The organism is Aestuariibacter sp. A3R04, assembly GCF_018860805.1.
Lineage (GTDB): Bacteria > Pseudomonadota > Gammaproteobacteria > Enterobacterales > Alteromonadaceae > Alteromonas.
In genome coordinates this window covers 141322-164415 of sequence record NZ_JAHKQR010000011.1, presented here as the reverse complement: position 1 = coordinate 164415, position 23094 = coordinate 141322, and the positions used below count along the sequence as shown (strand labels likewise).

Below are 23094 nucleotides of genomic sequence, written 5' to 3'. Positions count from 1 at the left end.
AATTTTTATATCGACTGTTGCACAGAACCCTTTAGAATAAATTTACTAAAATTGCCGGAAGGCGGCACAAACTTGCCGCTTCTATTACGATAACGCATTGGTTTTTATTGCATTCCAGACTAAGAGAAAATATGAAGATCCATCAAATTTCGCGTGTATCCAGCCCCGCTTCACATGCCGCCTTTACCGATTTGACCGCTTGCGGCGACGCTTTCCTATGCTGCTATCGACAAGCAACGAACCACGTTAGTGGCGATGGAAAGATTGAAATAGCCAGGCTGAATTCCGATGGCAACGTATTGGAACGCGCACGTATTGTGGTACCCGGTGTTGATTTGCGCGATCCGAAGCTCAGCTGCGATCCAAACGGACGAATATGGTTACTCGCGTTTGCCCGGTTTCAGGCAAATGAATATGGGCACAGCGATACAAGAATGATGAGTTGGTTTAGCGACAATGGTCGTTCATGGTCAGGTGCTCATCATTTTGGAGAAAGTCACTGGTGGATTTGGCGAATTGGCTGGGGCAAAAAGCAGGCTTATGGCCTGGCCTATAACCGCGGACTTGACAGGCTGGATTTGTGTATAGGACACCCACACAAGCAGATGTTTCGACACCCCAAACCTGCGATGAGTCTGGCGAAACACGGCTTAGGTTACCCAAACGAAAGTGCGCTTATCATTGATCAGTGTGAACAAATTACGGCATTGGTCAGGCGCGATGCAGACACATTCACGGCACAGTTAGGGCAAAGTAAACCGCCCTATCGGCAATGGCACTGGAAAAGCACAGGAACCTATGTTGGAGGGCCGGCAATCACGCCCCTTACATCGAGCCATGCTCTGGTCGCAGGGCGACGATGGACTGGCAGAAAGTTGGTGACACAACTGTGGCGAATGAACCTTTCCAACGCAGTCCTGACGCCACTCATAACGCTTCCGAGTGCTGGAGATAACAGTTATCCGGGGCTGGTATTACAAGGTGATAACCTGTATATGTCTTACTACTCCGGGCACATTGACAATCAGACAAGGGTGTACTTCGCCAAGTTGTCGGGTCTAAACGCACTGCGCCGCCAGCTTATTGATAACCCCGTTAGATATAATTAAACAGGGACAAGTTACTAACTTTGGGAAAGGTGGCAAGCGCGGCACTCAATGCCGTTTCTTGCTTGGCAAATTCAGCGGACGCTTCGGCGTAATCGGTATCCTGTATGGCTGAGCGTGCACTCTTTGCAGATATTTCCAGATCCAGATTAGTTTCGTAAATAGATTCAGCAACATTGAGCCGCCCCCCTAAAGAAGAGCGCTCTAAGCTGATTTTTTCCATGCCGTTATCCAAGCCCACCAATGCATCATTCAGCGCTTCGGTTAATGCATCACCCGACAGGTTGTCGTTAATCAACTGGTTCGCCAAATCGTGCAGCGTCTCAGCCACATTTTTCTTTTCTGGTGGGTTGAGCGAAAAATCCACCGTATCACCTGGTGCGGCATCAAGGGTAAAGCTCATGCCTTTTATCGTCACAGGCTCTGTGCTGGTATAATCGACAGTATCGACAACGGCACCGGTTCCTGTGTTGGTCAGTTGTAATTGTCCAGAGGCCAACACTTCGAGTTGATAATTATTGTTGATCGACACTAAGGGGTCGTAATTGTTGTCGTAAAAATTATCAAAAGTGCCCTGCTCGGATACCTTAGCACTTTCTACAGAGGCACCTACAACCGGGCCTACAGTAAAGTTATGCCTTGCCAGTACGTTTTCAAAGATCTCCTGACCAGAAGTACTGCGTTGAACTGATACACTATCAGATAAGCGAACGTCGGTGGCCCCGGCATCGCCATTGTATGCTACCGCCGTGCCTGTTGCCGCCGGGTTGAATGTAAATGCCTGCTGTTGCGACTGGTTACCGGCAAAAATGTAGTTACCATTGGCGTCCTGTGTGTTCATCAAATCCAATACTTCATTACGGATTTGCTCAATCTCAACACCAATGGCCCGTTTGTCCTCATCAGACATAATACCAGAGCCGGCCTGAATCGCTTTTGTGCGAGCTTCTTGAAGCGAATTGTGGATGTTACTCAACACGGTTTCCTGTTGTTCCAGGGCATTGGTGAGTAAATCATTGTTGCGCTGATACTGACTGAGTTTATCAAGCTGTTCAGTTAAGCGGATGACACTAGCGGCCCCCACAGGGTCGTCACTGGGGCGGTTGAGTTTTTTACCTGTTGACAAGGCTTCCTGCGTTTGTGCCAAACCTGATTGATTATCCATAATGGCACGGATATTCTGATCGTAAAGCTGATTGGTTGATATACGCATATTAATACCTACCTTGCCGCCGCCAGAATCGTATCAAACAGTTCCTGCGCGGTAGTGAGGATCCGCGCAGCTGCTGCATAAGATTGCTGATAGCGCACCAAATTTGCCGCCTCTTCATCAAGACTAACACCAGATGTCGAATCAAACCAATTTTCTGACTGTACTTTCATTGCCTCTGCGGCATCCAAAGAAATCTGTCCGATAGCTGCTTTTTCGCCCACTCTGCCCACCAGCGAAGAATAGGCATCGTGAAATGTACGTTGGTTATTATTACTGTCACTGCTAAGTTGTACCAATGCCTCCCGCTGTAATTGAGCGATCTCCAGGGCATTTGTGTTATCCGCAACGCCATCAGTGTTGTAATTCAATGTGAACGTGTCGCCCGCTGCCGGGACGCCATTCAGGCTTATGTCATACCCGGGGTAATCATTTAAAGCGCTAAAGGCAGCAGGCCATGGCGGCAAAGTGCCATTAGCAGCGGCATCTGCAAGTAAATTTTCATAGTCCGTCACATTGCTCACCGTGGTGATTAACCCACCCGCACCGTCTCTCACTTCAAAACTGGTAGCTGAGGTAAATAGTATTTGCGCTGGCGCCCCCACCAAACCGCCAGGAGCAGAGGCCGCATCGTGAATACCTCCCGCGCCGTCAAAAGCGGAAGCATCAGGTCCCAGGCCTGCATCTACATTGGTATTGCTCATGGTTACTGAGCCTACCGATGCATCCCCCAGGTTGTTGCTATCCGCTTCCACCCGCAGTGGCGCGGCAAACGCCAAATCTTCAGGTCGCTCTGTGGCCAGGGTCAAATCAGAGGCCGCGTACTTCGAGGGTTGGATCAGAAACTCGTTACCAGCACTGTATACCGCAGTGCCTTCAAATTCTACCTGAATGCCCGCAGGTAATTCGTTGTATCCTGGTAATACCGCTAGCCCGGGATACTCAACCGGGCTATTCGATGCATCCAGCTTAGGCGTTCCATCACTATTTAACAAACTCAGTGTAACTGACGTTGGAAATCCAGAGCCATCAACCGCATCCACGGTGATTTTATAATCGGCGTCAGTGAGTTGCGCTCCTTCTCCCGGTGTAACCTGAGCTCTCACGGGGAGATTATCAGGCGTACCTTCAAAATTTAGGCCACGAAAGGTGGGCATATTGAAAATGTCGCCGCCCAACTGCATATCGAGGTCCATACCCAAGCGGTTTTGGGTATTTACTGCATCTGCCATCGCCAGTGCCATCTGACCAATGTCCCGCTGCGTCGGCCCTAGGATTTCATCTCTAAAACGAAACAACCCGCCTATTGAACCGCCTAATCCTGACTCATTGACGTTTATCAGAGTATTTTGCTTAGGCAAACTAAAATCCGTGGCCAATTGCAGTTCTTTAAACGTAAGATCTGCGTCGCTACCCAATTCAAAAAGGTTAAAATCGCCGTTTTCCAGCACCAAAGATTCACCGGAAGATAAGTTTACCACCACTGAACCGTACTGGTTCTCTCTCACTTCAATAGACATGAGTTCCGCTAACTCATTAATAGCTTTATCCCTTTCATTAAGCAGTGCGGAAGGCTCTCCCTGACCATTGCCTCGCGCTGTTAGAACAGCAGTATTAAGCTCTCCGATACTTTCTATAATGGTATTTGCGCGGTTCACCTCGCTGGTAAACTGCAAATTTAGCTCTTCTTCTTTCGCTTCCATAAAATCTGAAAGGGTGTTCAGGCGCGAAAGCAACCCTGATGCCTTGCCCAACACAGCTTCCCTTGATGCCAGGTTGCTCGGATCATCAGATGCCGTTTGCACAGAAGCAAAAAATTCACTGAGTCCACTGGCAATGGAATTTGCCTCGCTGGCCAACAAATTATCCAGGGTGTTGGTTTTCTCCACAAAAGTATCCAATTCACCCACAGAGGTGATATCCCGGCGCAGTTGGTTTTGTGCAAATATGCTTATCACCCGCTCTGTGCTGGCTTCACCAACGCCACCCATGGTATTGCTTTCAAATACCGTGCGCTCTCGCACATACCCTTCTGTATTTACGTTGGCGATATTGTTAGATGTAGTGTTTAGCAATTTGCTGGAAGCGGTAACACCACTGTTGGCGATGGTAAATAAATCACTGCGGATCATAGCTCAACACTCCGGAAAAGACGGCGCATTATGGCTCAAACCTTTGCAGTGTATCACTGCGGTATACCGACATGACTTTGCTGGCATAATCTGGGTCCGTAGCATAACCCGCTTGTTGTAATTCGGAAAAATACTGCTGTGTATCACCCGAGGCGGCTACCGCCTGCGCGTAACGCGGTTGCGAACGGACAAAATTCACGTAGTCAGCGAGGCCCTCTTCCAGCGACGTGTACTGCCTGAACGCGGCCTTTCGCCGTTCGGGAACACCATTGTTAAATTCAATGGTATCCACCACCGCTTGACTTCCCGTCCATTGGGGACTGGCTTTAATCCCAAAGAGATTATGAGAGCTCTGCCCCTGGGAATTGTGAATAACATACTGACCCCACCCCGTTTCCACTGCGGCCTGGGCAATAATGGCTTTTGCATCAGTACCAAGTTCCGCAGCGGCTCTTTCAGCATGGGGGTATAACGCAGCAACAAATGCTTGTTGATCATCAAACATTGCAGCTTTGTAAGCCGATGGACTGCCTTTTGACGCCGACTGCAACATCGTGTCCTGTGCCTGCGTGACAGCCTCGACGGTTGCCCGATTAATGGATGACAAGTTTCCGTCTGAGCGGATGGTGCTTGCCGGTCGATAATTTGGGTCCTGTTGCCCTAATTGCTTAACAATTAAATCAGCAAGGCCCATTCCTCCATTGCTGGACAAATCAACCGCCAACTGCTGATCATGCATGTCGCGATAGAACTTTACCTGTTGTGAATTAAACGGACTGTCCTGATCTGCTAACGCGTCCTGCGCTTTACGCATGGATTTCAGCATCATTTGTACGAAAATCGCTTCAAACTGCTGGGCAGCCTCTTGTAGCACCTCGCCATCACCTTCTGCAATAGCTTGTCGCAACGTATTCAACCCACCTATATCATTTGCATTGCGGGCCATTTCCAACTGGCTATTTGTGTGGTTCAGTGTATCCATTAGATAATCACCAGTTCACCGCGCAACGCGCCGGCTTGACGCAAAGCTTCCAAAATAGCCATTAAATCGCCGGGAGCGGCCCCCACTTCATTCACCGCTCGGACTAATTGATCCAGGGTTACCCCCGGCTCAAACTTAAACATTCTGCTGTCGGCCAGATCCACGTCCACGATCGACTGTGTAGTGACTACCGTATCACCGTCAGCCAGCGCGTTCGGCTGTGCCACCTGTTGATTTTCAGAAATGGTAACCGTGAGTCCACCATGGGTAATGGCTGCGGGAAGCAAGCGTACGTCACGCCCGATGACAATTGTGCCGGTTCTGCTGTTAATCACCACTCGAGCAGGAGCATCAGCAGGTTCAAACTCAAAGTTCTCAACGGTGGCTAAAAAACCCACTCTCTGGCCCACATCCCGTGGTGCACTCACCCGCACTGACGCGGCATCGATAGGCGTAGCAATAACATAACCTTGGTCGGGCTGGGCGCCTAACCGGGTGTTAATAGTGTCAGCTAGACGCTTGGCGGTAGAGAAATCCGGATAGTGCAAATTGAGTGTCAACGTGTCGCCATTAGCGAATCCCGAAGGCACCGCTTGTTCAACAAATGCTCCATTTGGAATACGGCCTACTGTGGGCGTATTCACGACGATTCTCGACCCATCTCCTCCCTGAGCGCCAAACCCGCTAACAACCAAACTTCCCTGAGCCACCGCATACACATTTCCGTCAACACCACGCAGGAACGTCTGTAACAAAGTACCGCCTTGCAGACTGCTGGCTTCGCCGACCGACGAGACAGTTACATCTATGGTTTGGCCTGGTTTAATAAACGGTGGTAGTTCGGCGTGAACTGCCACAGCCGCCACGTTTTTAATTTTCGGCTTAGTATTCGGATCCAGACTGATGCCAAAGTTCGTCAGCATTGTTCTGAAACTTTGTTCGGTAAACGGGCTTTGTTCGCCGGTTCCCGGTAAACCGACCACCAGACCGTAACCGACTAACTGGTTACTCCGCACCCCCTGAATACTGGCGACATCTTTAATTCGCTGAGCGGTTGCCTGCGTGCTTAGTAGCAACAACAAAACCGCACTTATGTGTTGTAGCAATCGCATGACAATCTCCTAGAAAGGCCACAGTTCAGAAGAGAAAAACCGGGTTAACCAGCCTTTTTCCTGTGCTCTGGCAAAGCTACCGGTGCCACTGTACTGAATACGGGCATTGGCAATTTTGGTAGACACAATTTCATTTTCCGGACTAATGTCTGCCGGGCGAATAATGCCGGTCAGTCGGATGTACTCGTCGCCGTGATTCAACGTAAGCCACTTCTCACCACGGATAACCAAGTTTTGATTTGGCATCACATCTACCACGGTGACAGAAATAGCCCCAGTCAGACTATTACTTTGATTAGCACTGGCATCTCCAGTAAATTCATTACTTGAATCAATACCCAATTGAATAGACTGACTACCTATATTAAGCGCATTTCCGCCTAATCCGGTTATTGGCTGTAAATCAATCTCTGTTTCTTTTGATGTGGCGGTGTTAGCTGATTTAGTCGCGGCGGTATTCTCGCTTAACGTTACCGTAATTATATCGCCAACCCGACGAGCTGTTACATCAGAGTAAAGGCTATTAGCCATGTAAGGACGAAACAGCGCACCGTCTTCAGTGATTTGTTCCCGAGGAATATCGGGAACCACTGGTGCGAATGCCGGGTCATTAGCCTGAACCGGCGTTTCAGGCGTACTGCTGCACCCCGTCATCACTGCGCATAACACTACGAGACTGAATAACCGCATTACATCACCTGCTATAGTTGTTGAATGACCTGTCCAAGCATCTGATCCACTGACGAAATCACCTTGGAGTTCATTTCATACAAACGCTGGCTCTCTATGAGATTTACCAGTTCTTCCGTGACGTTTACATTAGAAGTTTCAAGCGTCCCCTGGGAAATGGTACCCAACCCCTGTAAGCCAGGTACTCCCTGAATAGGTGCGCCACTGGACGCTGTTTCAACATACAGGTTTTGTCCTGTGGGTTGCAGCCCAGTAGGATTGACAAAATCAGAAATATTTAGCTGCCCAAGTACTTGTGGCTCAGCTTCTCCGCGAATAGAAGCGGAAACTTCACCGTCTTGGGAAATCGTAATTTGCTGTGCATCTTCGGGGACGGCGATTTCGGGTTGCAGCAAAAAGCCAGCGCCTGATGTTACAATTTGCCCCTGGTCGTTCATCGTAAACTGACCATTTCTGGTATAGGCAATAGTGCCGTCGGGTTGCAATATTTCGAAATACCCACGCCCCTGAATAGACATATCCAGCGCATTTTCTGTCGTCAGCAAATTTCCTTGGGTATGCGCCTTTTGGGTCGCGACCACTTTGGAACCCGATCCAAGCATTAAACCCGATGGCAGTTCTGTGTCTGCTGACGAACGGCCACCAGGTTGATTGATATTCTGATACAAAAGATCTTCAAAAATGGCGCGGTCTTTTTTAAAGCCTACTGTCGAGGCGTTTGCCAGGTTATTCGATACTACTGCCACATCGGTTTGTGCGGCATCTAGACCTGTTTTACTAATCCATAACGCAGGATGCATATCAACCTCCTGACTACCCGCGGGTAGTCGTTTAACTCATTAAATTATTCGCAGTAACATGTTGCCGCGGGTAGACAGTTCATCGGCTTGTTTCATCAGCTTTACTTGCATTTCATAGTGCCGTTGCAAGCTAATCATATTGACCATTTCATCCACGGCATTAACGTTTGAGCCTTCGAGCATTCCCGTCCTGACCATAACACTGGCATCCGCTTGAGCGATTGTGCCGTCTACAGTGCGGAATAACCCATCGTAGCCACGCTCCATGTTGTTAAGATCCGGATTCACCAGCTTTAGGCGACCCACCTCTTCAGCAACATTCTCTGGCGCGCCCACCGGACGGGTGGAAATTGTTCCGTCCATCGCGATATTCAGGTTGTCCAAGGGTACTGGCAGATAAATGGGCCCATTGTCTCCCATGATCATATTGCCGTTCATATCGGAAAGTACCCCATCAGGGCCAAGTTGAAAGCTGCCATCCCGACTATATGCCTCCTGTCCATCTGCCGCTTGTACTGCAAACCAGCCGTCACCTTGAATGGCAACATCTAGATCGCGGTTTGTCTGCACCATGGCACCAGATTCATAGTTACTCGATGGGCTTTCTGTCATGGAAAATACCCTAGACGGCAAACCTTCGCCGTATGCCGGCATCGCTCTTGCCTGTTCTAACTGTGCGCGAAACCCGGTGGTTTGCGCATTCGCCAGATTATTGGCGCGTACTCCTGTAGCCAGGAGGTCTTGTTTGGCGCCGCTTGCAGCAATATAAAGTAATTTATCCATGACTGACTTTTGACGATTAAGTACCCGTACTCAATAGAACTGCAAATGAGATGCCAACAAATCGAAACCGGTAGATTTTTATACGATAAAAGCCTTGAAGTGAAATAAATGAAAAAGGCCGCGTCGGCGGCCTTTCTAATAATAGGAAAAAATTAGCGGATATTCAGTATGGTCTGATTGAGCTGATTGTTGACTTCCAACGCACGGGAGTTAGCCTGGAAATTTCGCTGTGCAATAATCAGATCAATCAATTCCGTGGTCAGATTCACATTGGCCTGCTCCAGAGCAGATGAATTGATTTCACCAAACGTTCCCGTCGTAGCCTCACCGGCCAGTGCTTCGCCTGACTCAATTGACTCTTTCCACTGAGTACTGCTTTGTTGTGTTAATCCCTGCTCATTGGAAAATCTTACCAGCGCCACTCGCACAATAGGTTCAGAGGTACCATTTGAAAAAGTAGCCCGTACAAGCCCGTCAGGACCGATGTCAATACCTGTCAAACGGCCTACAGGTAGTCCGTCCTGCTCTAAAGACGTCACTTCAAACGCCGAGGCGAATTGTGTGGGCTCGTTTGGTGTCGCGCCGCTTGGATCAAGATTAAAGTCGATGGCAATTTGTTGCGAGGGGTCAGAACCATTCGCCAAAATTGTGGCACCCAGCGCTTCCGTTTCTATTTTGTAATCAGGTTGACTTAAACCATCGGGGGACTCGATAGCAATAAAGTCACCGCCTTGGCTGAATGATAGCTTTGCCGCTGTGACAGCAAAACCCGATGCAGTTCCCACGGTATTAGTCGCCGTGGCCGTATCGGAGTTGCTACCATCTGAATTAACCAGATCCACAAGGTTGTCGTCAATTGCGGTAGCAACAAACCAGTCATTAGTCGTTGTGGCGGCTGGATCCTTGATAAAATAGTAGGTCATAACATGACTGTCACCCAGCGAATCATAAACCGTAACAGAGGTCGCGGCATTATATGTCAACGGATCATCAGGATTAAACTGAGTAGGATCCAGCGCCTGGTCCGCTGCAGGTAGGTTCATGCGAATATCCACTTCATGAGTTTGTTGCGGGGAGCCAGAGGAATCGGGAATGCGCACCGGCTCTGTGGTACTTAACGCCACGGAAGAACTTGTACCATCTGAATTCACGGGGAATCCAAGTAGATTGTCACCATTACTGTTAACCACGAAATTATCTTCATCAAGCTTGAATTGACCAGCACGTGTAAATGAGAAATCCCTGGACGTTATTTCAGGTACTGTGGCAAAAAAACCGTTTCCTGTGATAGCCAGGTCAAGGGATGTATTGGTGAATTGCAAACTACCCTGAGAAAATTGCTGGGCTACGTCTTGTGTCAAAACACCGTCACCCACTTTGGTTTTACCACCCGCTAACAAGGATGAGGCGTATACGTCGCCAAATTCCGCTCTTGATTCTTTAAAACCTACCGTATTGACGTTTGCAATATTGTTGGCGGTTACGTCCAAATCTTTTTGCGCGGCAGAAACACCACTTAGTGCAATATTAAAAGACATCGTACTTTCTCCTATTCACTGCCAATCTGGATGACGTCGTCAAGACTGATACTGACATCACCCGCCAAATTCAAAACTATTCCCTGACTGCTACCTGTCATACTGACACTTCCTACGTGACGGTTAACGGCAATGGGGACTGACGTGCCTTCGCCGTCAACACTGCCGTTTGCACTGATGACATAGTCACCAGCCGGCATAGGATTGCCATCACTGTCTGTGCCGTCCCATTGGAACTGTATATTGCCTGCGGCTTGTGTGCCCGCATCAATGGTTTTAACGATTTCACCATACTGGTTTTCGATGGTAATTTTTAAATCCTGAATGGTCTTATCGTTAACCAATACACCACTGAATCCTTCGCCTTCCTGACTCATGTGGCCGATATTGCCTTCCACCAACACGTTCTGACCAATCAGGCTGGAAGCTTGTAGTGCTTGATTAGATGTCATCGACGCAGCAAAGGATTCAAACTTTTCATTCAGTTGCGAAATCCCTTCTGCCATGGTGAATGATGTCATCTGGGCAACCATTTGATCGTTGTCTACGGGTTTGCTCGGATCCTGATTCGCTAACTGCTCAGTAAGCAGGGAAAAAAAGTCTTCCTGGGATAAGGTCTGTTCGGTGCCATCGGCTACGGCAACAGACTCCTCCTGCCAATAGAGATTTGACGTCAAGCCGGTATTTGAAACTGTACTCACACTAATGCCCTCTGCTCAACAAGTCAGCTTACTGACCGCGTCCTAACTGAAGTACCTGACGGAACAAACGCTTAGTGGTATCGGCTACCTGTACGTTTGTTTCATAGCCCTTTGACGCAGACATCATATTTGCCATTTCTTCAACAATGTTCACATTTGGCTTATAGATGTAACCGTCTTTGTCTGCCATAGGGTTGTTTGGTGCGTACTCAACTTGCAAAGGTGCGTCACTTTCGACGATGCCTTTAACCTGAACGCCGACGCCTTTGCTCTGCTCGTCTGATGCTCTGGCCAGTTCCGCAGCAAACACGGGATAACGGGCCTTGTACGTTTGGTCGTAACTACTACTAACACTATTGGCATTGGCGATGTTACTTGCCGTAGTGTTCAAACGGACGCTCTCTGCCTCCATGCCAGTCCCGGAAATAGACATCACATTAAATAAACTCATTAGGCTTGCCCTCCACTTAAGGCTTTCTTCATCCCTTTCAACTTTCCTTCCAGAAACTGTAAGGTGGCCTGATACCGCATTCCATTATCTAAAAACGCATTTCTCTCGGCCTGTACTTCTACCGTGTTGCCGTCACCCGTATCCGGTTGAGTAGGGATCCTAAAATCAACATCGAAACTGTTCACGCTGAGTCTGCCGCTAAAATGCGCTTCGTGTGTTCTGGTCATAGTGCTACCGCTTTGCTGTGAGCGTGCGTCCTGCATGGCTTGTCGAAAGTCAATATCACGGGCCTTGTACCCAGGCGTGTTGGCATTTGCCAAATTTCCTGCGATGACTTCCATCTTTTCTTCGCGGATATTCAGCGCTTTTTGATGAAAGCCTGTCAACTTGTCCAAATTGATCGCCATAACAGGCACCTCCCATGCAGTTTTCACTCTTCAGAGAATACTTTGCAAATGAAGTGCCAATAATTTTTGACGCAGGAATATACAGGGAGAGAAGATTAGCCTTTCTTTTGAAAATAAAGGCCTGGGTGGCATTTTACCATAGAGAAAAGGGAAGCGGCCTCGCCGATTGATTCCGAAGCGCCGAGGAATAAAATTCCCCCTGGCTGCAACTGAGCGGCAATTTGTTGCAGTATCTTTGTCTTTACGTCGGCAGGAAAATAAATTAGCACGTTACGGCAAAAAACGATATCGAACCGCCCCAAGCCGGCATAGGAATTCAGTAAGTTCAGACTTCTGAATGAAACCATGCGCTTTACTTCAGGAATAACCTCCTGCATACCTCCACCATTGGCTTTAAAATAACGTTGTCGGCGCTCTGCTGAAAGTCCACGGGACAGAGATAATTCGTCATAGGTGCCTTTGTTACACTTATCCAGCATAGATGAAGAAATATCGGTACCTACAATTTCTACGCCACTGCGCAAACTACCTGGCCTCGTGCGCTGATATTCCAACACAGACATAGCAATAGAATAAGGTTCCTGACCAGACGAGCATGCTGCACTCCAGATTCGAAGCCGGCGATTTTGCGCAGTCAACGCGGGAAAAATTGTATTAATAAGCAATTCATAGGGGTAACTGTCGCGAAACCATAGAGTTTCATTGGTGGTCATTGCGTCGAGGACTGCTTGCAACAAGGAACGGTTTCCACCGCGAATGGTACCGGCAATCAGTGCATCCATACTGTCGAAATTAAATTGGTGCATAAGTGACGCCAAGCGACTTCGCACTAAATACTGTTTATTATCGCCCAGAGAGATACCGCACTGCTGTTGCAAAAATTCCCCAAACTGGCGGTAACTCTCTACTGAGACATCTTTGTTATTCAAGTTGAGATGGCCCCAAAAGCTATTTTTTTAACCATTTATTTACTGCTGTGGCAAGTTCATCAGGGTGGAATTTTGCGATAAAATCATCCGCGCCAACTTTTTGCACCATAGCTTGGTTAAAAACGCCACTAAGAGATGTGTGCAGCACCACGTGTAGTTTTTGTAACTCGGGCGTGTTTTTGATTTCCGCCGTTAGCGTATAACCATCCATTTCCGGCATTTCAATGTCAGAAACCAGAACACCCACTTTATCCGTTACATCACCGGTTTCTTCGGCGATTTCTTTAAGGCGGTTAAGCGCTTCCAAGCCGTTTTTAGCCACCTCAATCTCAAGTCCCAGGGCGGTAAGTGCTTTTTTCACCTGACTTCTGGCCACTGACGAATCATCGGCAATAAAGATAATCTTGTTGGTACTGCCAGAGGTATCAAGGGTTGATGCAATATCATCACTTACATCGGTTTTTAATGGCGAAATTTCATTCAGGATTTTTTCTACGTCCAGAATTTCAATAAGCTCATTTTCCACCTCTGTTACCGCTGTCAAGTAACTCGCTCGCCCCGTACCCTGTGGCGGCGGCATGATGGCATCCCAATTTGTATTGATAATGCGCTCAACCGCACCGACCAGGAAACCTTGAACCGAGCGATTGTACTCAGCAATAACGATAAACGCGGTGTCGAGATTTTCTATACGTCGGCCTCCCGTAGCCATACTCAAGTCAATGACAGAAATAGTCTGGCCGCGAATGTGAGCAATACCACGGACCAGTGAGTTGAGTTTAGGCATTGCGGTTAGCGGTGGACACTGCAAGACTTCCCGTACTTTAAACACGTTAATTCCAAAGCGCTGACGACCGTTTAATCTGAATAACAATAGCTCCAGTCGATTCTGCCCCACTAACTGCGTGCGCTGGTTAACGGAATCAAGAATTCCTGACATACATCACCTCTAAATAAAATTGGGCACGAACATTGCGTTGCACCATATCACTTAATGCTAAAAAGTAGAATCGCCAAAAAAGTGACACTGAGACATCGTACCGTTTGTTTCTACTTCTCATCATAGTCAAATTGCGTTCAGGTGAACAAGAAAAAGTGATCATGAAAAAAAAGACTTCATACCGGGTTGGCCAATTTCCCTATGTACCAATGGCGACAATACTTGCTTTGTTGTTAAACATAGTCAGTTTTTCGACTTTTGCCCAACCGGAAAAGCAATTACATTCGACAATTCAGGAAGGCGCTGAGGCTTATCTGCTGGCCGCCATTGGGGACAGATATGGAGACGAAAACCTTCAGGTAGAGATTGTCCCTATTGATGACAGGATTCAAATTCCCTCTTGCCCTGTGGGTTTTCAATATCACGCCGACCCATCCAGCTTATCGCAAAGCTACGTATCAGTTCGGGTTAGCTGTGGAAATAATGACTGGTATTTATTCACCAACGCACGGGTATCCCGAACCCGAACAGTGGTTGTGACCTCAGGTATGATAAGTCCAGGAACTGTGCTCAGCGCCGAAAATCTGTCATTTGCAGATGTTGACGTTAACATGCTTCGGCACACCAGTTTCGATGACATGACCCAACTGATCGGTGCCCGGGTGAAGCGCAGAATAAGAAACGGTCAACCTATTCAATCTAATATGTTATGCTTCGTCTGCAAAGGTGATCGTATTACCATCCTTGCGCAAGCTGGAGGCATGCGCGTTAAAACCGCTGGCATAGCCAAACAGGATGGCGTAATTGGTGATAATATTCAAGTAGTTAACGCATCCTCAAACAAAACGTTGATCGCCGAAGTCGCCAACACGCAAACCGTCGTGGTAAATTTATAGAATATGACAAAAATTATTGTAAAAAAGGTTAAAGATGCGCCACGTAATGCCGATAAAGTGTTTGAGGTGTTATTGGTAGTGGAAAATGAATATGGCTATTAACAATGTAAATGGCGGTGGCGTTAAAACCCCCATCGACAATACAAAACTGAATAATCAGCAAAATCAGACGCAGAATACAGGACAGCAGGAAGCCGCAGCGAAGGCGCAAACAGCTGCCGCTCCCCGTCAGGACAGTGTTTCTCTGACACAGTCTGCGCAGCAATTAAATCAGGTTCAGAAAAAAGGAACCGAAGCGCCCGTGAATCAAGAAAAAGTTGATAAACTTAAAAAAGCGATTCAAAGTGGTGAGTATAAAATCGATCCGGACTCTTTAGCGCAAAAAATAGCCCGTCTGGAAGCACAGGTCTTTGGCTTAAAATCCTAATCACTGAGATTTGAATACTATGACACAACCCCTCGAAGAGTTACTGGAGCAACAAATTGCCAACCTGGCTCATTTGTCCGCTCTGCTCGAACAGGAGTTGCACCTGATTAGCTCCAGAGATGCCGAAGCCCTAATGAATCTGCTCAAGGAAAAAGAGCAAACCCTCGACACCATCCAACAGTCTGATGTCGCAATTAGCAAGCGGTATCAGGCGCTGTATACCAACGCGGATGCCCCAGATTCAGTCACTGCTTTAATTGCCGATGCGCAAAAACGTCTGGAAGATTGTCAGTATCAAACTCAAGTCAATCAGAAAGCCGTTGAACAAGGACAACTCCGCCTAAGTCATCTGCGCAACCTTATGCTAGAGATCCGAGCCAAAGAATCGCTTACCTATGATAAAAGCGGGAAACCCAAGGGTTCGGGCCTTGGGCGTGGTGTAAGCGCGTAATACCGGGTATTTAACACATACTTTTGCCTTCAAAAAAAGCGCCTCAGGCGCTTTTTCCATTAGCTGGACTGAAACGTTTAATAATAGGTAACCTTTTTAATGCGTTTCGGCTTTGCTGTAGTCAGGTAAATATCGTATACCTTCCGCATATCCAATGTGAGCTCTGTGACATAAGTATCATTGCCAACAGGATAGCTTTTGATCACCTCGGCCCCCCGTATAACGCCTTCTACAGAAGCCTTAAGCGTGGAGTTTTGCATAACAAGACTCGCCACAGATTGATTTCCTTCTAAGCGCTGGCCATATACTTGCTCGGCCAACTCTCTGTACGCATCCAATTTTGAAGCACGCATGGCCATGAGCGACTTTTCACTGTCGTTGTTCCCGCGTTGTTTCGCAATGGGCGCATATCCAACAGCCGTTAAAACAGGGTAAGATTCAGGCTCTACCACTTCCCATTCGACCTGTTTATCAATAAAACTGCTGCAACCACTTAGCAAGATACCAGAGGCCATCATGGTGAGTACTGCTAACCGTAAATTTCGCTTGTTCATTTTACCCTACCTATACAGTGCCTGTGTTGTCAGCGAGACCGCAAGTCCCATAGCCGAACCTAATGACACCAATAGTGTCGGCCATGAAGCTTTTGGCGAGAAAGTTTTCTGTATGCAATTTTTGCATTCCAATAACGGTAGTTCAGCAATTTTTATGCCTTATTCTGTGCGTCAATGTTTAGTCATCAAAATGGGAACGTTTTTTGCTGTTACCCCGACATAGTTGAGTTTATTCAATACCTCTGCGTGCGTACCGTACCCTGTGGTAGACAAAGCTTTTGGCACAACCGCTTAAAAAACCTGCTGACCCGCGAGATGAAAGAGTATGATTAACGTCGTTGTAAAATACCTGTTCCTACTGGCAATAAGTGTAGTGCTTATGGCTGTCAGCGGGCAAACATCTGCCGCCTGGTTTGAAGCCCAAGGACAAGCCTTAATTCAACAGGGCAACCGAGCTGCAGCAAAAGAACGCGCAACCGAAGAAGCTATTCGACATGCACTGATGTTTGCGGGCGCGTCAGTGCAAAGTGTACAAATGCTAACAAACGGATTACTCAGTGAAGACAGCCTGAAGATTCGGGCTTCCGGGGAAGTCCAGAACCTCGAATTAATAGACGAGTACTGGCACGACGGCTACGTCACGGTAAAGATCCGCGCAGACATTTTTCCCAACGTGGCACAATGTCACGCTGCAGCGTTCCAAAAAACCTTAGTTACCACTTGGTTTCCCCTTGAAAACCGTCAGCAGGCGCAGGACGGACAAATCCATCAACTGTCTGAAGCCGCTCCCCGCTTTCTGCAACAACAATTCCGCAGCCAGGCTGAGTACGCTTCACTGATCAGAATTGAACCGTATACGGTAAAATGGAGTGAGGCAAATGTACTGTCTCAGGCGCCCTCCCTGGCCAGATTAAGTCGAGCTCAATATATTCTCGCAGCCGTTATCACCGATGTGAGCTTGCACAGGCCCCCATCCTCTGCTCTGGCATTTTGGAAAAGCGACGATGCTACGCGACAGTTTGCCATGAATGTTTTCCTGGTAGATGGTATGAACGGTGCCATGCTTATTCAAGAGCAGTATCGCACGGAGGCACTATGGGAGTTTGACAGATTCACTCCCGTTGATGTGACAGGCGATGTGTTTTGGCGAAGCCAATATGGTCAGGCAATTACCCAGTTATTTACCAGAGTGGTAGAAGATGTTGACCAGATACTTACCTGTCAGCCCGCAACTGGCAGAGTGCTCGCTGTTGAGGGAGATCAACTTCAAGTATCGTTAGGTCGCGCCCACGGCATTCAGCCCGGCGATGAACTTACCTTGTACAAAACCAACCAAGTTATTGACCCACAAGGCATGCAATTCCTGCAGTACCAGCTTTACCCTACAAAGGTTAAAGTGGTAAATGCCTCTGTTGACAACGCCACAGTTGTCGCAGTTAACGGCGGCATTCTGGCTAATATTCAACCTAACGATTTTGTTGCCAAGGGACGCTAGCAGACAAATGACATGTCCACAGGCGCCGACATAATAAAACTGACGTGAAAGGGTTAACACAGCGTTGATTTTACGTATAATTGCTTCTGCAAAAAAGCACTGTCCCCATAGTTTAACTGGATAAAACAAGAACCTCCTAAGTTTTAGATCTGCGTTCGAGTCGCGGTGGGGACGCCATCATCTCATTCGTTAGCCATACATCGCGAACGCACAAAAATACAGATAACAGCAATGGCGCGCTACTCTCCTCCTGTACCGCTTCCAGTAGCATTTCTGAGTACGCTAAAGTTCGACAATGCCATTGGCAATATTCCCAGCACCGCACTTAATACCGCTAGAAAGGTTTGTATGGAGTCGGTGGCCACGTATATCATGACTGCGATACCGTTAAACTTTGCCGGCTAACACTTTGTCCACATACCCGTGTTGCAAAGATCCGTTTGTTAAAGGCAAAATACTGTCAATGAACAACGCCGCCCGTAATTCCGTATAAATGTATTGCGGGTTGTATTAGTGAGGTGTGATATGGGCAATCAGGTTGAAAATGATGACGTGTTGTCGTTTCTTGAAGAAATGGGTGATGTTCAACGTATCAATACCCACGACAAAGTGTTCACCTATAACGCTTCTGACAACTTGGCACGGAAAGCCAAGCGCGCCGCGTTAACGCAAGACAATCACGAAATGTTTAATCCTTTGAGCATGGATAATGTGAAACCAGTGCAGCCGGACGACTTTATTGCCTATCAACAGCCGGGTATTCAGGATGGCGTATTTAAAAATTTACGCATGGGAAAATACGACATGGAACAGCGCATTTCGTTAAAAGGCCTTACCTTGAAAGCTGCCAGAGACATGCTGTACCCCGCTTTGAAGAAAGCCCATGAGAAAGGAGTACGAGCACTGCTGATCCAACACGGCAAAGGTGAAAACAGTCAACCTGTACCAGCGCTGAAAAAACGCTATGTTAACCACTGGTTGAAAGAACTGGACTTTGTGATTGCTTGGCACACGGCACAGCCAATGCACGGTGGATTTGGGGCAACGTATGTTTTACTGAAGAAACACCCACAACAAAAGCTGATCAATCGGGAGAAAAACAGAAGAAGGTAGCAGGCGCACTCTATGCGCCTGTATCAGGATAATGTCTGTTTACACAGAACCAGCTTGCGTTTTGACGTCTACAGCGTCGCAGTCTGGTTTTCCGTACTCACCTTATTTGCGCACAAATCTGCTGAGTTTGCGGAAGAACTGAAAACAGCGGTTAAAATCATTAACGCCACTGCCACTGCTACACCCGTCAGGCCGAAACCCTTTCCAGAACGATACATGTTCGTCTCTTATTATTTAGTTAACCACGGATCAAACAATCCAATACTGACCCCAACGCTCTCCATAATCGTTTGCAGTCTTCCTGACCAGATCTAATGTAAAACAGAGACTTGCAGATAACAAGACACTGATTCAAAAATTTGACACTTTTGCATCATTTTTTAGTACAAAAAGAAAACGCGCGATAAATATTTACATTATCATCGCGAGTTTCCTTAAAAGTGGTAGCGGCTCTTACCCGGCAAAGACTCTCGCATTACGGAAAATCCGCATCCACGCGCCATCTTCCTCCCAGTCTTCCGGATACCACGAATTAGCCACTGCACGGAAGACCCGCTCGGGGTGTGGCATCATGATGGTAGCGCGACCATCTTCAGATGTAAGACCCGTAATACCCGCAGGTGAACCGTTGGGGTTGGCCGGGTAAGTATCAGCAACCTGACCATAGTTGTTTACATAGCGCAACGCCACTTGATTTGCCGTCTGTACAGCATTCAGTGCGTCAGTTGACGCAAACTCGGCCTGGCCCTCGCCGTGAGATACGGCAATGGGCATTTTAGACCCCTGCATACCTTGCAACAAGACAGAGCGAGAATCAGTCACTTCAACCATGGCTACACGTGCTTCAAAGCGCTCTGAAACATTAGTGACAAAATGCGGCCAGTTAGCAGTACCAGGGATCAGTGCTTTTAGGTTTGACAACATTTGACAACCGTTGCACACACCAAGACTAAAAGTATTGTTACGAGCAAAGAAGGTGGCGAATTGATCCCGCGCCTGACTATTAAACAAGATAGATTTTGCCCACCCTTCACCGGCACCGAGAACATCACCGTAAGAAAACCCTCCGCACGCGGCAAGCCCGTGGAAAGCATCCAGTGTAACTCGTCCAGATAATACGTCACTCATGTGCACATCAATGGCATTAAAGCCAGCGCGGGTAAAAGCAGCAGCCATTTCAAGGTGAGAATTCACACCTTGTTCCCGCAAAATTGCCACTGTAGGCTTCACGCCTTTTGCAATGTAAGGCGCAGCAACATCTTCATTAACATCGTAGGTCAACTCAGCGCTTAGGCCTGGATCTGCGGCATCCTGTTTCGCTGCGTGCTCTTCATCTGCACAAGCAGGGTTGTCTCGCAAACGCTGCATATGGTGCGTAGTTTCCGCCCATATAGTTCTCAAGTTCACTCGGGAATCTTGAAAAACTGCACTGCCATTGCGAACAAACTCCACGCTGTCATGGGTATTGAGTGTGCCAATGTCGAAAAGCAGGCCTGAAAGACCGTGTTCTTCTGCTATGGCTTTGACTGCGGCTATATGTTCTTGTGCAACCTGAATTACCGCTCCGAGTTCTTCACTGAACAGTACGGCTAAGTCATCAGCCGGCAATGCATCTAGGGACACTGTGACACCGGTTTTACCTGCAAACGCCATTTCAGTCACAGTCGTAAACAGGCCACCATCAGAGCGGTCGTGATACGCTAGTAAAAGCTCTTCTTCTACCATTTGCTGCACTGCGTGGAAGAAACCCTGAAGTATAGAAGCGTCGTCAACATCAGCAGGATCATCAGCCAACTGTTGATATACCTGCGCCAGTGCACTTCCACCGAGACGGTTTTTGCCCGCGCCTAGGTCAAGTAACATTAAGCGACTGTCACCGTTGCCGGTACGCAACTGGGGAGTAAGGGTTTTCCTGATGTCTCTAACAGCGCCAAAAGCCGAAATAACCAGAGACAGAGGGGCTGTTACACACTTATCAACGCCGCGTTCGTCTTGCCATGCCGTTTTCATCGACATGGAGTCTTTACCTACCGGTATGGTTAAGCCAAGTGCGGGACACAACTCTTCGCCCACAGCTTTGACTGCTTCGTAAAGACCAGCATCTTCACCGGGGTGACCTGCTGCAGCCATCCAGTTTGCAGACAATTTAATGCGCTTAATGTCGCCAATATTTGACGCTGCAATATTCGTTAAGGCTTCGCCGACAGCAAGCCGTGCGGATGCACCATGTGACAGAAGGGCCACCGGCGTTCGCTCACCCATTGACATAGCTTCACCGTGATAGGTATCAAATGTACTCGCTGTTACTGCAACGTCTGCCACAGGTACCTGCCATGGGCCAACCATTTGATCGCGGCTCACTAACCCGGTTACCGACCTGTCACCAATGGTGATGAGGAACGTTTTTTCTGCCACAGTGGGCAACCTTAAAATTCTCTGAGCAGCATCTGACAAAGTAATACTGCCTCGTTCCAGAGAAATGCCCTCAACAGATGCAGATTTCACATCGCGATGCATTTTCGGCGGTTTGCCCAACAGAACATCAAGAGGCATATCGATGGGCTGATTGTTGAATTCACAGTCGTTGAGCAACAGGTGTTGTTCTTTGGTTGCTTCACCAACTACAGCATAAGGTGCGCGTTCGCGTTCGCAGATGGCTGTAAAGGTTGCCAGATTCTCCGGTGCAACTGACAGCACATATCGCTCTTGAGATTCGTTGCACCACAATTCCAGTGGCGTCATACCAGGCTCGTCAGACAGCACATCACGCAATTCAAAACGACCACCGCGTTCACCGTCATTGACGAGTTCAGGCAGCGCATTGGATAAACCTCCAGCGCCCACATCGTGAATGAACTGAATAGGGTTGTTGTCACCTAGTTGCCAACAGGCGTCAATGACTTCCTGGCAACGGCGTTCCATTTCCGGATTATCTCGCTGCACAGATGCAAAATCTAAATCTTCATTTGATTGCCCCGATGTCATGGAAGATGCCGCCCCACCGCCTAAACCGATGTTCATTGCCGGCCCGCCGAGCACGATAAGCTTGGCACCTACGGTGATCTCACCTTTTTCGATGTGATCCTTGCGAATATTACCCAAACCCCCTGCTAGCATGATGGGCTTGTGATAGCCCCGCACCTCAACGCCGTTAAAGCTCGTAACTTCCTGCTCGTATGTTCTGAAATAACCGAGTAAGGCAGGCCGACCAAATTCATTGTTAAAAGCCGCGCCCCCCAAGGGTCCTTCAAGCATAATGTCCAACGCGCTGACAATTCGCTGAGGCTTGCCGTAATTCACTTCCCAGGGGAGCTGGGCGCCGGGAATGCACAAATTAGAAACGCTAAAACCCACCAAACCAGCTTTTGGCTTGGAGCCGCGTCCTGTAGCGCCCTCGTCGCGAATTTCCCCCCCCGATCCTGTTGCTGCGCCGGGGAAAGGAGAAATGGCGGTTGGGTGATTGTGGGTTTCCACCTTCATCAGAATGTCGATATCTTCGTGGTGATACTCATACTGGTGAGATTGGGGGTTAGGGAAAAAGCGACCAGCTTTCCAACCTTCCATAACCGCGGCGTTATCTTTATACGCTGAGTGGACAAACTCGGGATGAAGCTCAAAGGTATTTTTGATCATTTTGAACAAGGACTTGCTCTGAACTACCCCATCGATGGTCCAGCTGGCGTTGAATATCTTATGTCGGCAATGCTCAGAGTTGGCCTGCGCAAACATATAAAGTTCTACGTCGTTAGGATTTCTTCCCAAACGACTAAAACTCTCAAACAAGTATTCTATTTCATCGTCAGCCAGTGCAAGCCCCAGCCCGATATTTGCGTCAATAAGCGCCTGTTTTCCCCGACCGATGATGTCTACTGAGGTATAGCTTTGCCCTTTTGCCTGTTCAAACAGTGATACTGCAGCCGCAGGCGAATCAAAAACCGATTCCGTCATTCTGTCGTGAAGTACATCAGAAACCTGCTGCCATTGTTCGTCAGTGAGCACACTGGCTGTGTCGATATAGTACGCACAGCCCCGCTCGATTCGCTCTACCGAGGACAAGCCACAATTATGTGCAATATCAGTCGCTTTTGAAGACCATGGAGATATAGTACCCGGTCGTGGCGTAACAAAAAAACAGCGACCCGCAGGCGTTTGTGACTGTTTTTTAGGGCCGTAAGTCAGTAGCTTATCCAACACATCCTGAGCCTTGTCATTCAGTGTTCCAACGGTGTTAATAAGGTGGATAAACTCAGCGTAAATACCGTTAACGGTGATGCCGGATTGACCCAGCCGTTCAATAAGTTTAGTTTGTCTGAATTCAGACAGTGCGGGAGCGCCTCTAAGGACCAACATATCGCTTTACCTGATTGTTTGGAAACA

22 protein-coding genes and 1 tRNA gene are annotated in these 23094 nt (G+C 48.0%); 7 read left to right on the top strand and 16 right to left on the bottom strand.

The annotated features are described in order from the left end of the window. Nucleotides 1-131: 131 nt before the first annotated feature. Complete coding sequence (locus tag KO518_RS10085) at nt 132-1109, top strand: hypothetical protein (RefSeq protein WP_216025726.1); 978 nt, start codon at nt 132-134, stop codon at nt 1107-1109. Here the strand turns inward: KO518_RS10085 and flgL are convergent. The 13 genes from flgL to KO518_RS10020 all read right to left on the bottom strand — a co-directional run bounded on the left by flgL (nt 1096) and on the right by KO518_RS10020 (nt 13781). Then, nucleotides 1096-2319 carry a flagellar hook-associated protein FlgL gene (gene flgL, locus KO518_RS10080; protein ID WP_216025725.1) on the bottom strand — a complete coding sequence of 408 codons (1224 nt, stop codon included), beginning with the start codon at nt 2317-2319 and terminating at the stop codon, nt 1096-1098. The genes KO518_RS10085 and flgL overlap by 14 nt on opposite strands. An 8-nt stretch (nt 2320-2327) precedes the next feature. Further along, nucleotides 2328-4448 carry a flagellar hook-associated protein FlgK gene (flgK, locus tag KO518_RS10075; RefSeq protein WP_216025724.1) on the bottom strand — a complete coding sequence of 707 codons (2121 nt, stop codon included), beginning with the start codon at nt 4446-4448 and terminating at the stop codon, nt 2328-2330. Between the two features lie 28 nt (nt 4449-4476). After that, nucleotides 4477-5430, bottom strand: coding sequence for a flagellar assembly peptidoglycan hydrolase FlgJ (gene flgJ, locus KO518_RS10070; RefSeq protein ID WP_216025723.1), 954 nt, complete (start codon nt 5428-5430; stop codon nt 4477-4479). Then, nucleotides 5430-6542, bottom strand: a complete 1113-nt coding sequence (locus tag KO518_RS10065) for a flagellar basal body P-ring protein FlgI (RefSeq protein ID WP_216025722.1) — start codon at nt 6540-6542, stop codon at nt 5430-5432. The genes flgJ and KO518_RS10065 overlap by 1 nt, the downstream gene beginning before the upstream one ends. Nucleotides 6543-6551: 9 nt before the next feature. Further along, nucleotides 6552-7232 carry a flagellar basal body L-ring protein FlgH gene (gene flgH / locus KO518_RS10060; protein WP_216025721.1) on the bottom strand — a complete coding sequence of 227 codons (681 nt, stop codon included), beginning with the start codon at nt 7230-7232 and terminating at the stop codon, nt 6552-6554. Between the two features lie 11 nt (nt 7233-7243). Further along, nucleotides 7244-8032: a flagellar basal-body rod protein FlgG gene (gene flgG, locus KO518_RS10055; RefSeq protein ID WP_216025720.1), complete on the bottom strand. Its 789-nt coding sequence runs from the start codon at nt 8030-8032 to the stop codon at nt 7244-7246. Between the two features lie 39 nt (nt 8033-8071). Continuing rightward, nucleotides 8072-8815 carry a flagellar basal-body rod protein FlgF gene (gene flgF, locus KO518_RS10050; protein WP_216025719.1) on the bottom strand — a complete coding sequence of 248 codons (744 nt, stop codon included), beginning with the start codon at nt 8813-8815 and terminating at the stop codon, nt 8072-8074. Nucleotides 8816-8967: 152 nt separating this feature from the next. Continuing rightward, nucleotides 8968-10353: a flagellar hook protein FlgE gene (flgE, locus tag KO518_RS10045; RefSeq protein WP_216025718.1), complete on the bottom strand. Its 1386-nt coding sequence runs from the start codon at nt 10351-10353 to the stop codon at nt 8968-8970. 11 nt (nt 10354-10364) lie between these two features. Further along, nucleotides 10365-11054 (bottom strand): flagellar hook assembly protein FlgD, encoded by a 690-nt coding sequence (flgD, locus tag KO518_RS10040; protein ID WP_216025717.1) that lies wholly within the window; start codon nt 11052-11054, stop codon nt 10365-10367. A 28-nt stretch (nt 11055-11082) separates the two neighbouring features. After that, nucleotides 11083-11505, bottom strand: a complete 423-nt coding sequence (gene flgC / locus KO518_RS10035; RefSeq protein WP_216025716.1) for a flagellar basal body rod protein FlgC — start codon at nt 11503-11505, stop codon at nt 11083-11085. Then, a complete protein-coding gene (gene flgB / locus KO518_RS10030; protein WP_216025715.1) occupies nt 11505-11912 on the bottom strand; it encodes a flagellar basal body rod protein FlgB in 408 nt (135 codons plus the stop codon). Before flgB ends, flgC begins: the two co-directional genes overlap by 1 nt. 95 nt (nt 11913-12007) lie before the next feature. Further along, nucleotides 12008-12841 (bottom strand): protein-glutamate O-methyltransferase CheR, encoded by an 834-nt coding sequence (locus KO518_RS10025; RefSeq protein ID WP_216025714.1) that lies wholly within the window; start codon nt 12839-12841, stop codon nt 12008-12010. 19 nt (nt 12842-12860) lie between these two features. After that, nucleotides 12861-13781 carry a chemotaxis protein CheV gene (locus KO518_RS10020; protein WP_216025713.1) on the bottom strand — a complete coding sequence of 307 codons (921 nt, stop codon included), beginning with the start codon at nt 13779-13781 and terminating at the stop codon, nt 12861-12863. 161 nt (nt 13782-13942) lie between these two features. Here KO518_RS10020 and flgA point away from each other — a divergent pair, with 161 nt between their 5' ends. The 3 genes from flgA (at nt 13943) to flgN (ending at nt 15555) form a co-directional block, all read left to right on the top strand. Then, entirely contained in the window at nt 13943-14677 is a 735-nt protein-coding gene (gene flgA / locus KO518_RS10015; RefSeq protein WP_252736090.1) for a flagellar basal body P-ring formation chaperone FlgA, read from the top strand. Between the two features lie 91 nt (nt 14678-14768). After that, nucleotides 14769-15104, top strand: a complete 336-nt coding sequence (flgM, locus tag KO518_RS10010) for a flagellar biosynthesis anti-sigma factor FlgM (RefSeq protein ID WP_216025712.1) — start codon at nt 14769-14771, stop codon at nt 15102-15104. A 19-nt stretch (nt 15105-15123) separates the two neighbouring features. After that, nucleotides 15124-15555, top strand: coding sequence for a flagellar protein FlgN (gene flgN, locus KO518_RS10005; protein ID WP_216025711.1), 432 nt, complete (start codon nt 15124-15126; stop codon nt 15553-15555). A 77-nt stretch (nt 15556-15632) separates the two neighbouring features. Here flgN and KO518_RS10000 read toward each other — a convergent pair whose 3' ends face one another. Then, nucleotides 15633-16073 (bottom strand): LPP20 family lipoprotein, encoded by a 441-nt coding sequence (locus tag KO518_RS10000; RefSeq protein ID WP_371742344.1) that lies wholly within the window; start codon nt 16071-16073, stop codon nt 15633-15635. 361 nt (nt 16074-16434) lie between these two features. Here KO518_RS10000 and KO518_RS09995 point away from each other — a divergent pair, with 361 nt between their 5' ends. Further along, nucleotides 16435-17604 (top strand): flagellar assembly protein T N-terminal domain-containing protein, encoded by a 1170-nt coding sequence (locus KO518_RS09995; RefSeq protein ID WP_216025709.1) that lies wholly within the window; start codon nt 16435-16437, stop codon nt 17602-17604. A gap of 101 nt (nt 17605-17705) precedes the next feature. After that, nucleotides 17706-17781, top strand: a tRNA-Arg gene (locus KO518_RS09990). Nucleotides 17782-17843: 62 nt separating this feature from the next. Here the strand turns inward: KO518_RS09990 and KO518_RS20080 are convergent. Next, the gene (locus KO518_RS20080) at nt 17844-17978 is read right to left on the bottom strand and encodes a hypothetical protein (protein ID WP_256444429.1); all 135 of its coding nucleotides are present in this window, start codon (nt 17976-17978) and stop codon (nt 17844-17846) included. A gap of 151 nt (nt 17979-18129) precedes the next feature. On the opposite strand from KO518_RS20080, the gene smrA reads away from it, so the two are divergent. Then, on the top strand, nt 18130-18717 hold the full coding sequence (gene smrA, locus KO518_RS09985) for a DNA endonuclease SmrA (RefSeq protein WP_216025708.1): 588 nt from the start codon (nt 18130-18132) through the stop codon (nt 18715-18717). A gap of 453 nt (nt 18718-19170) precedes the next feature. Here smrA and purL read toward each other — a convergent pair whose 3' ends face one another. Continuing rightward, nucleotides 19171-23067: a phosphoribosylformylglycinamidine synthase gene (gene purL, locus KO518_RS09980; protein ID WP_216025707.1), complete on the bottom strand. Its 3897-nt coding sequence runs from the start codon at nt 23065-23067 to the stop codon at nt 19171-19173. Nucleotides 23068-23094: the final 27 nt, after the last annotated feature.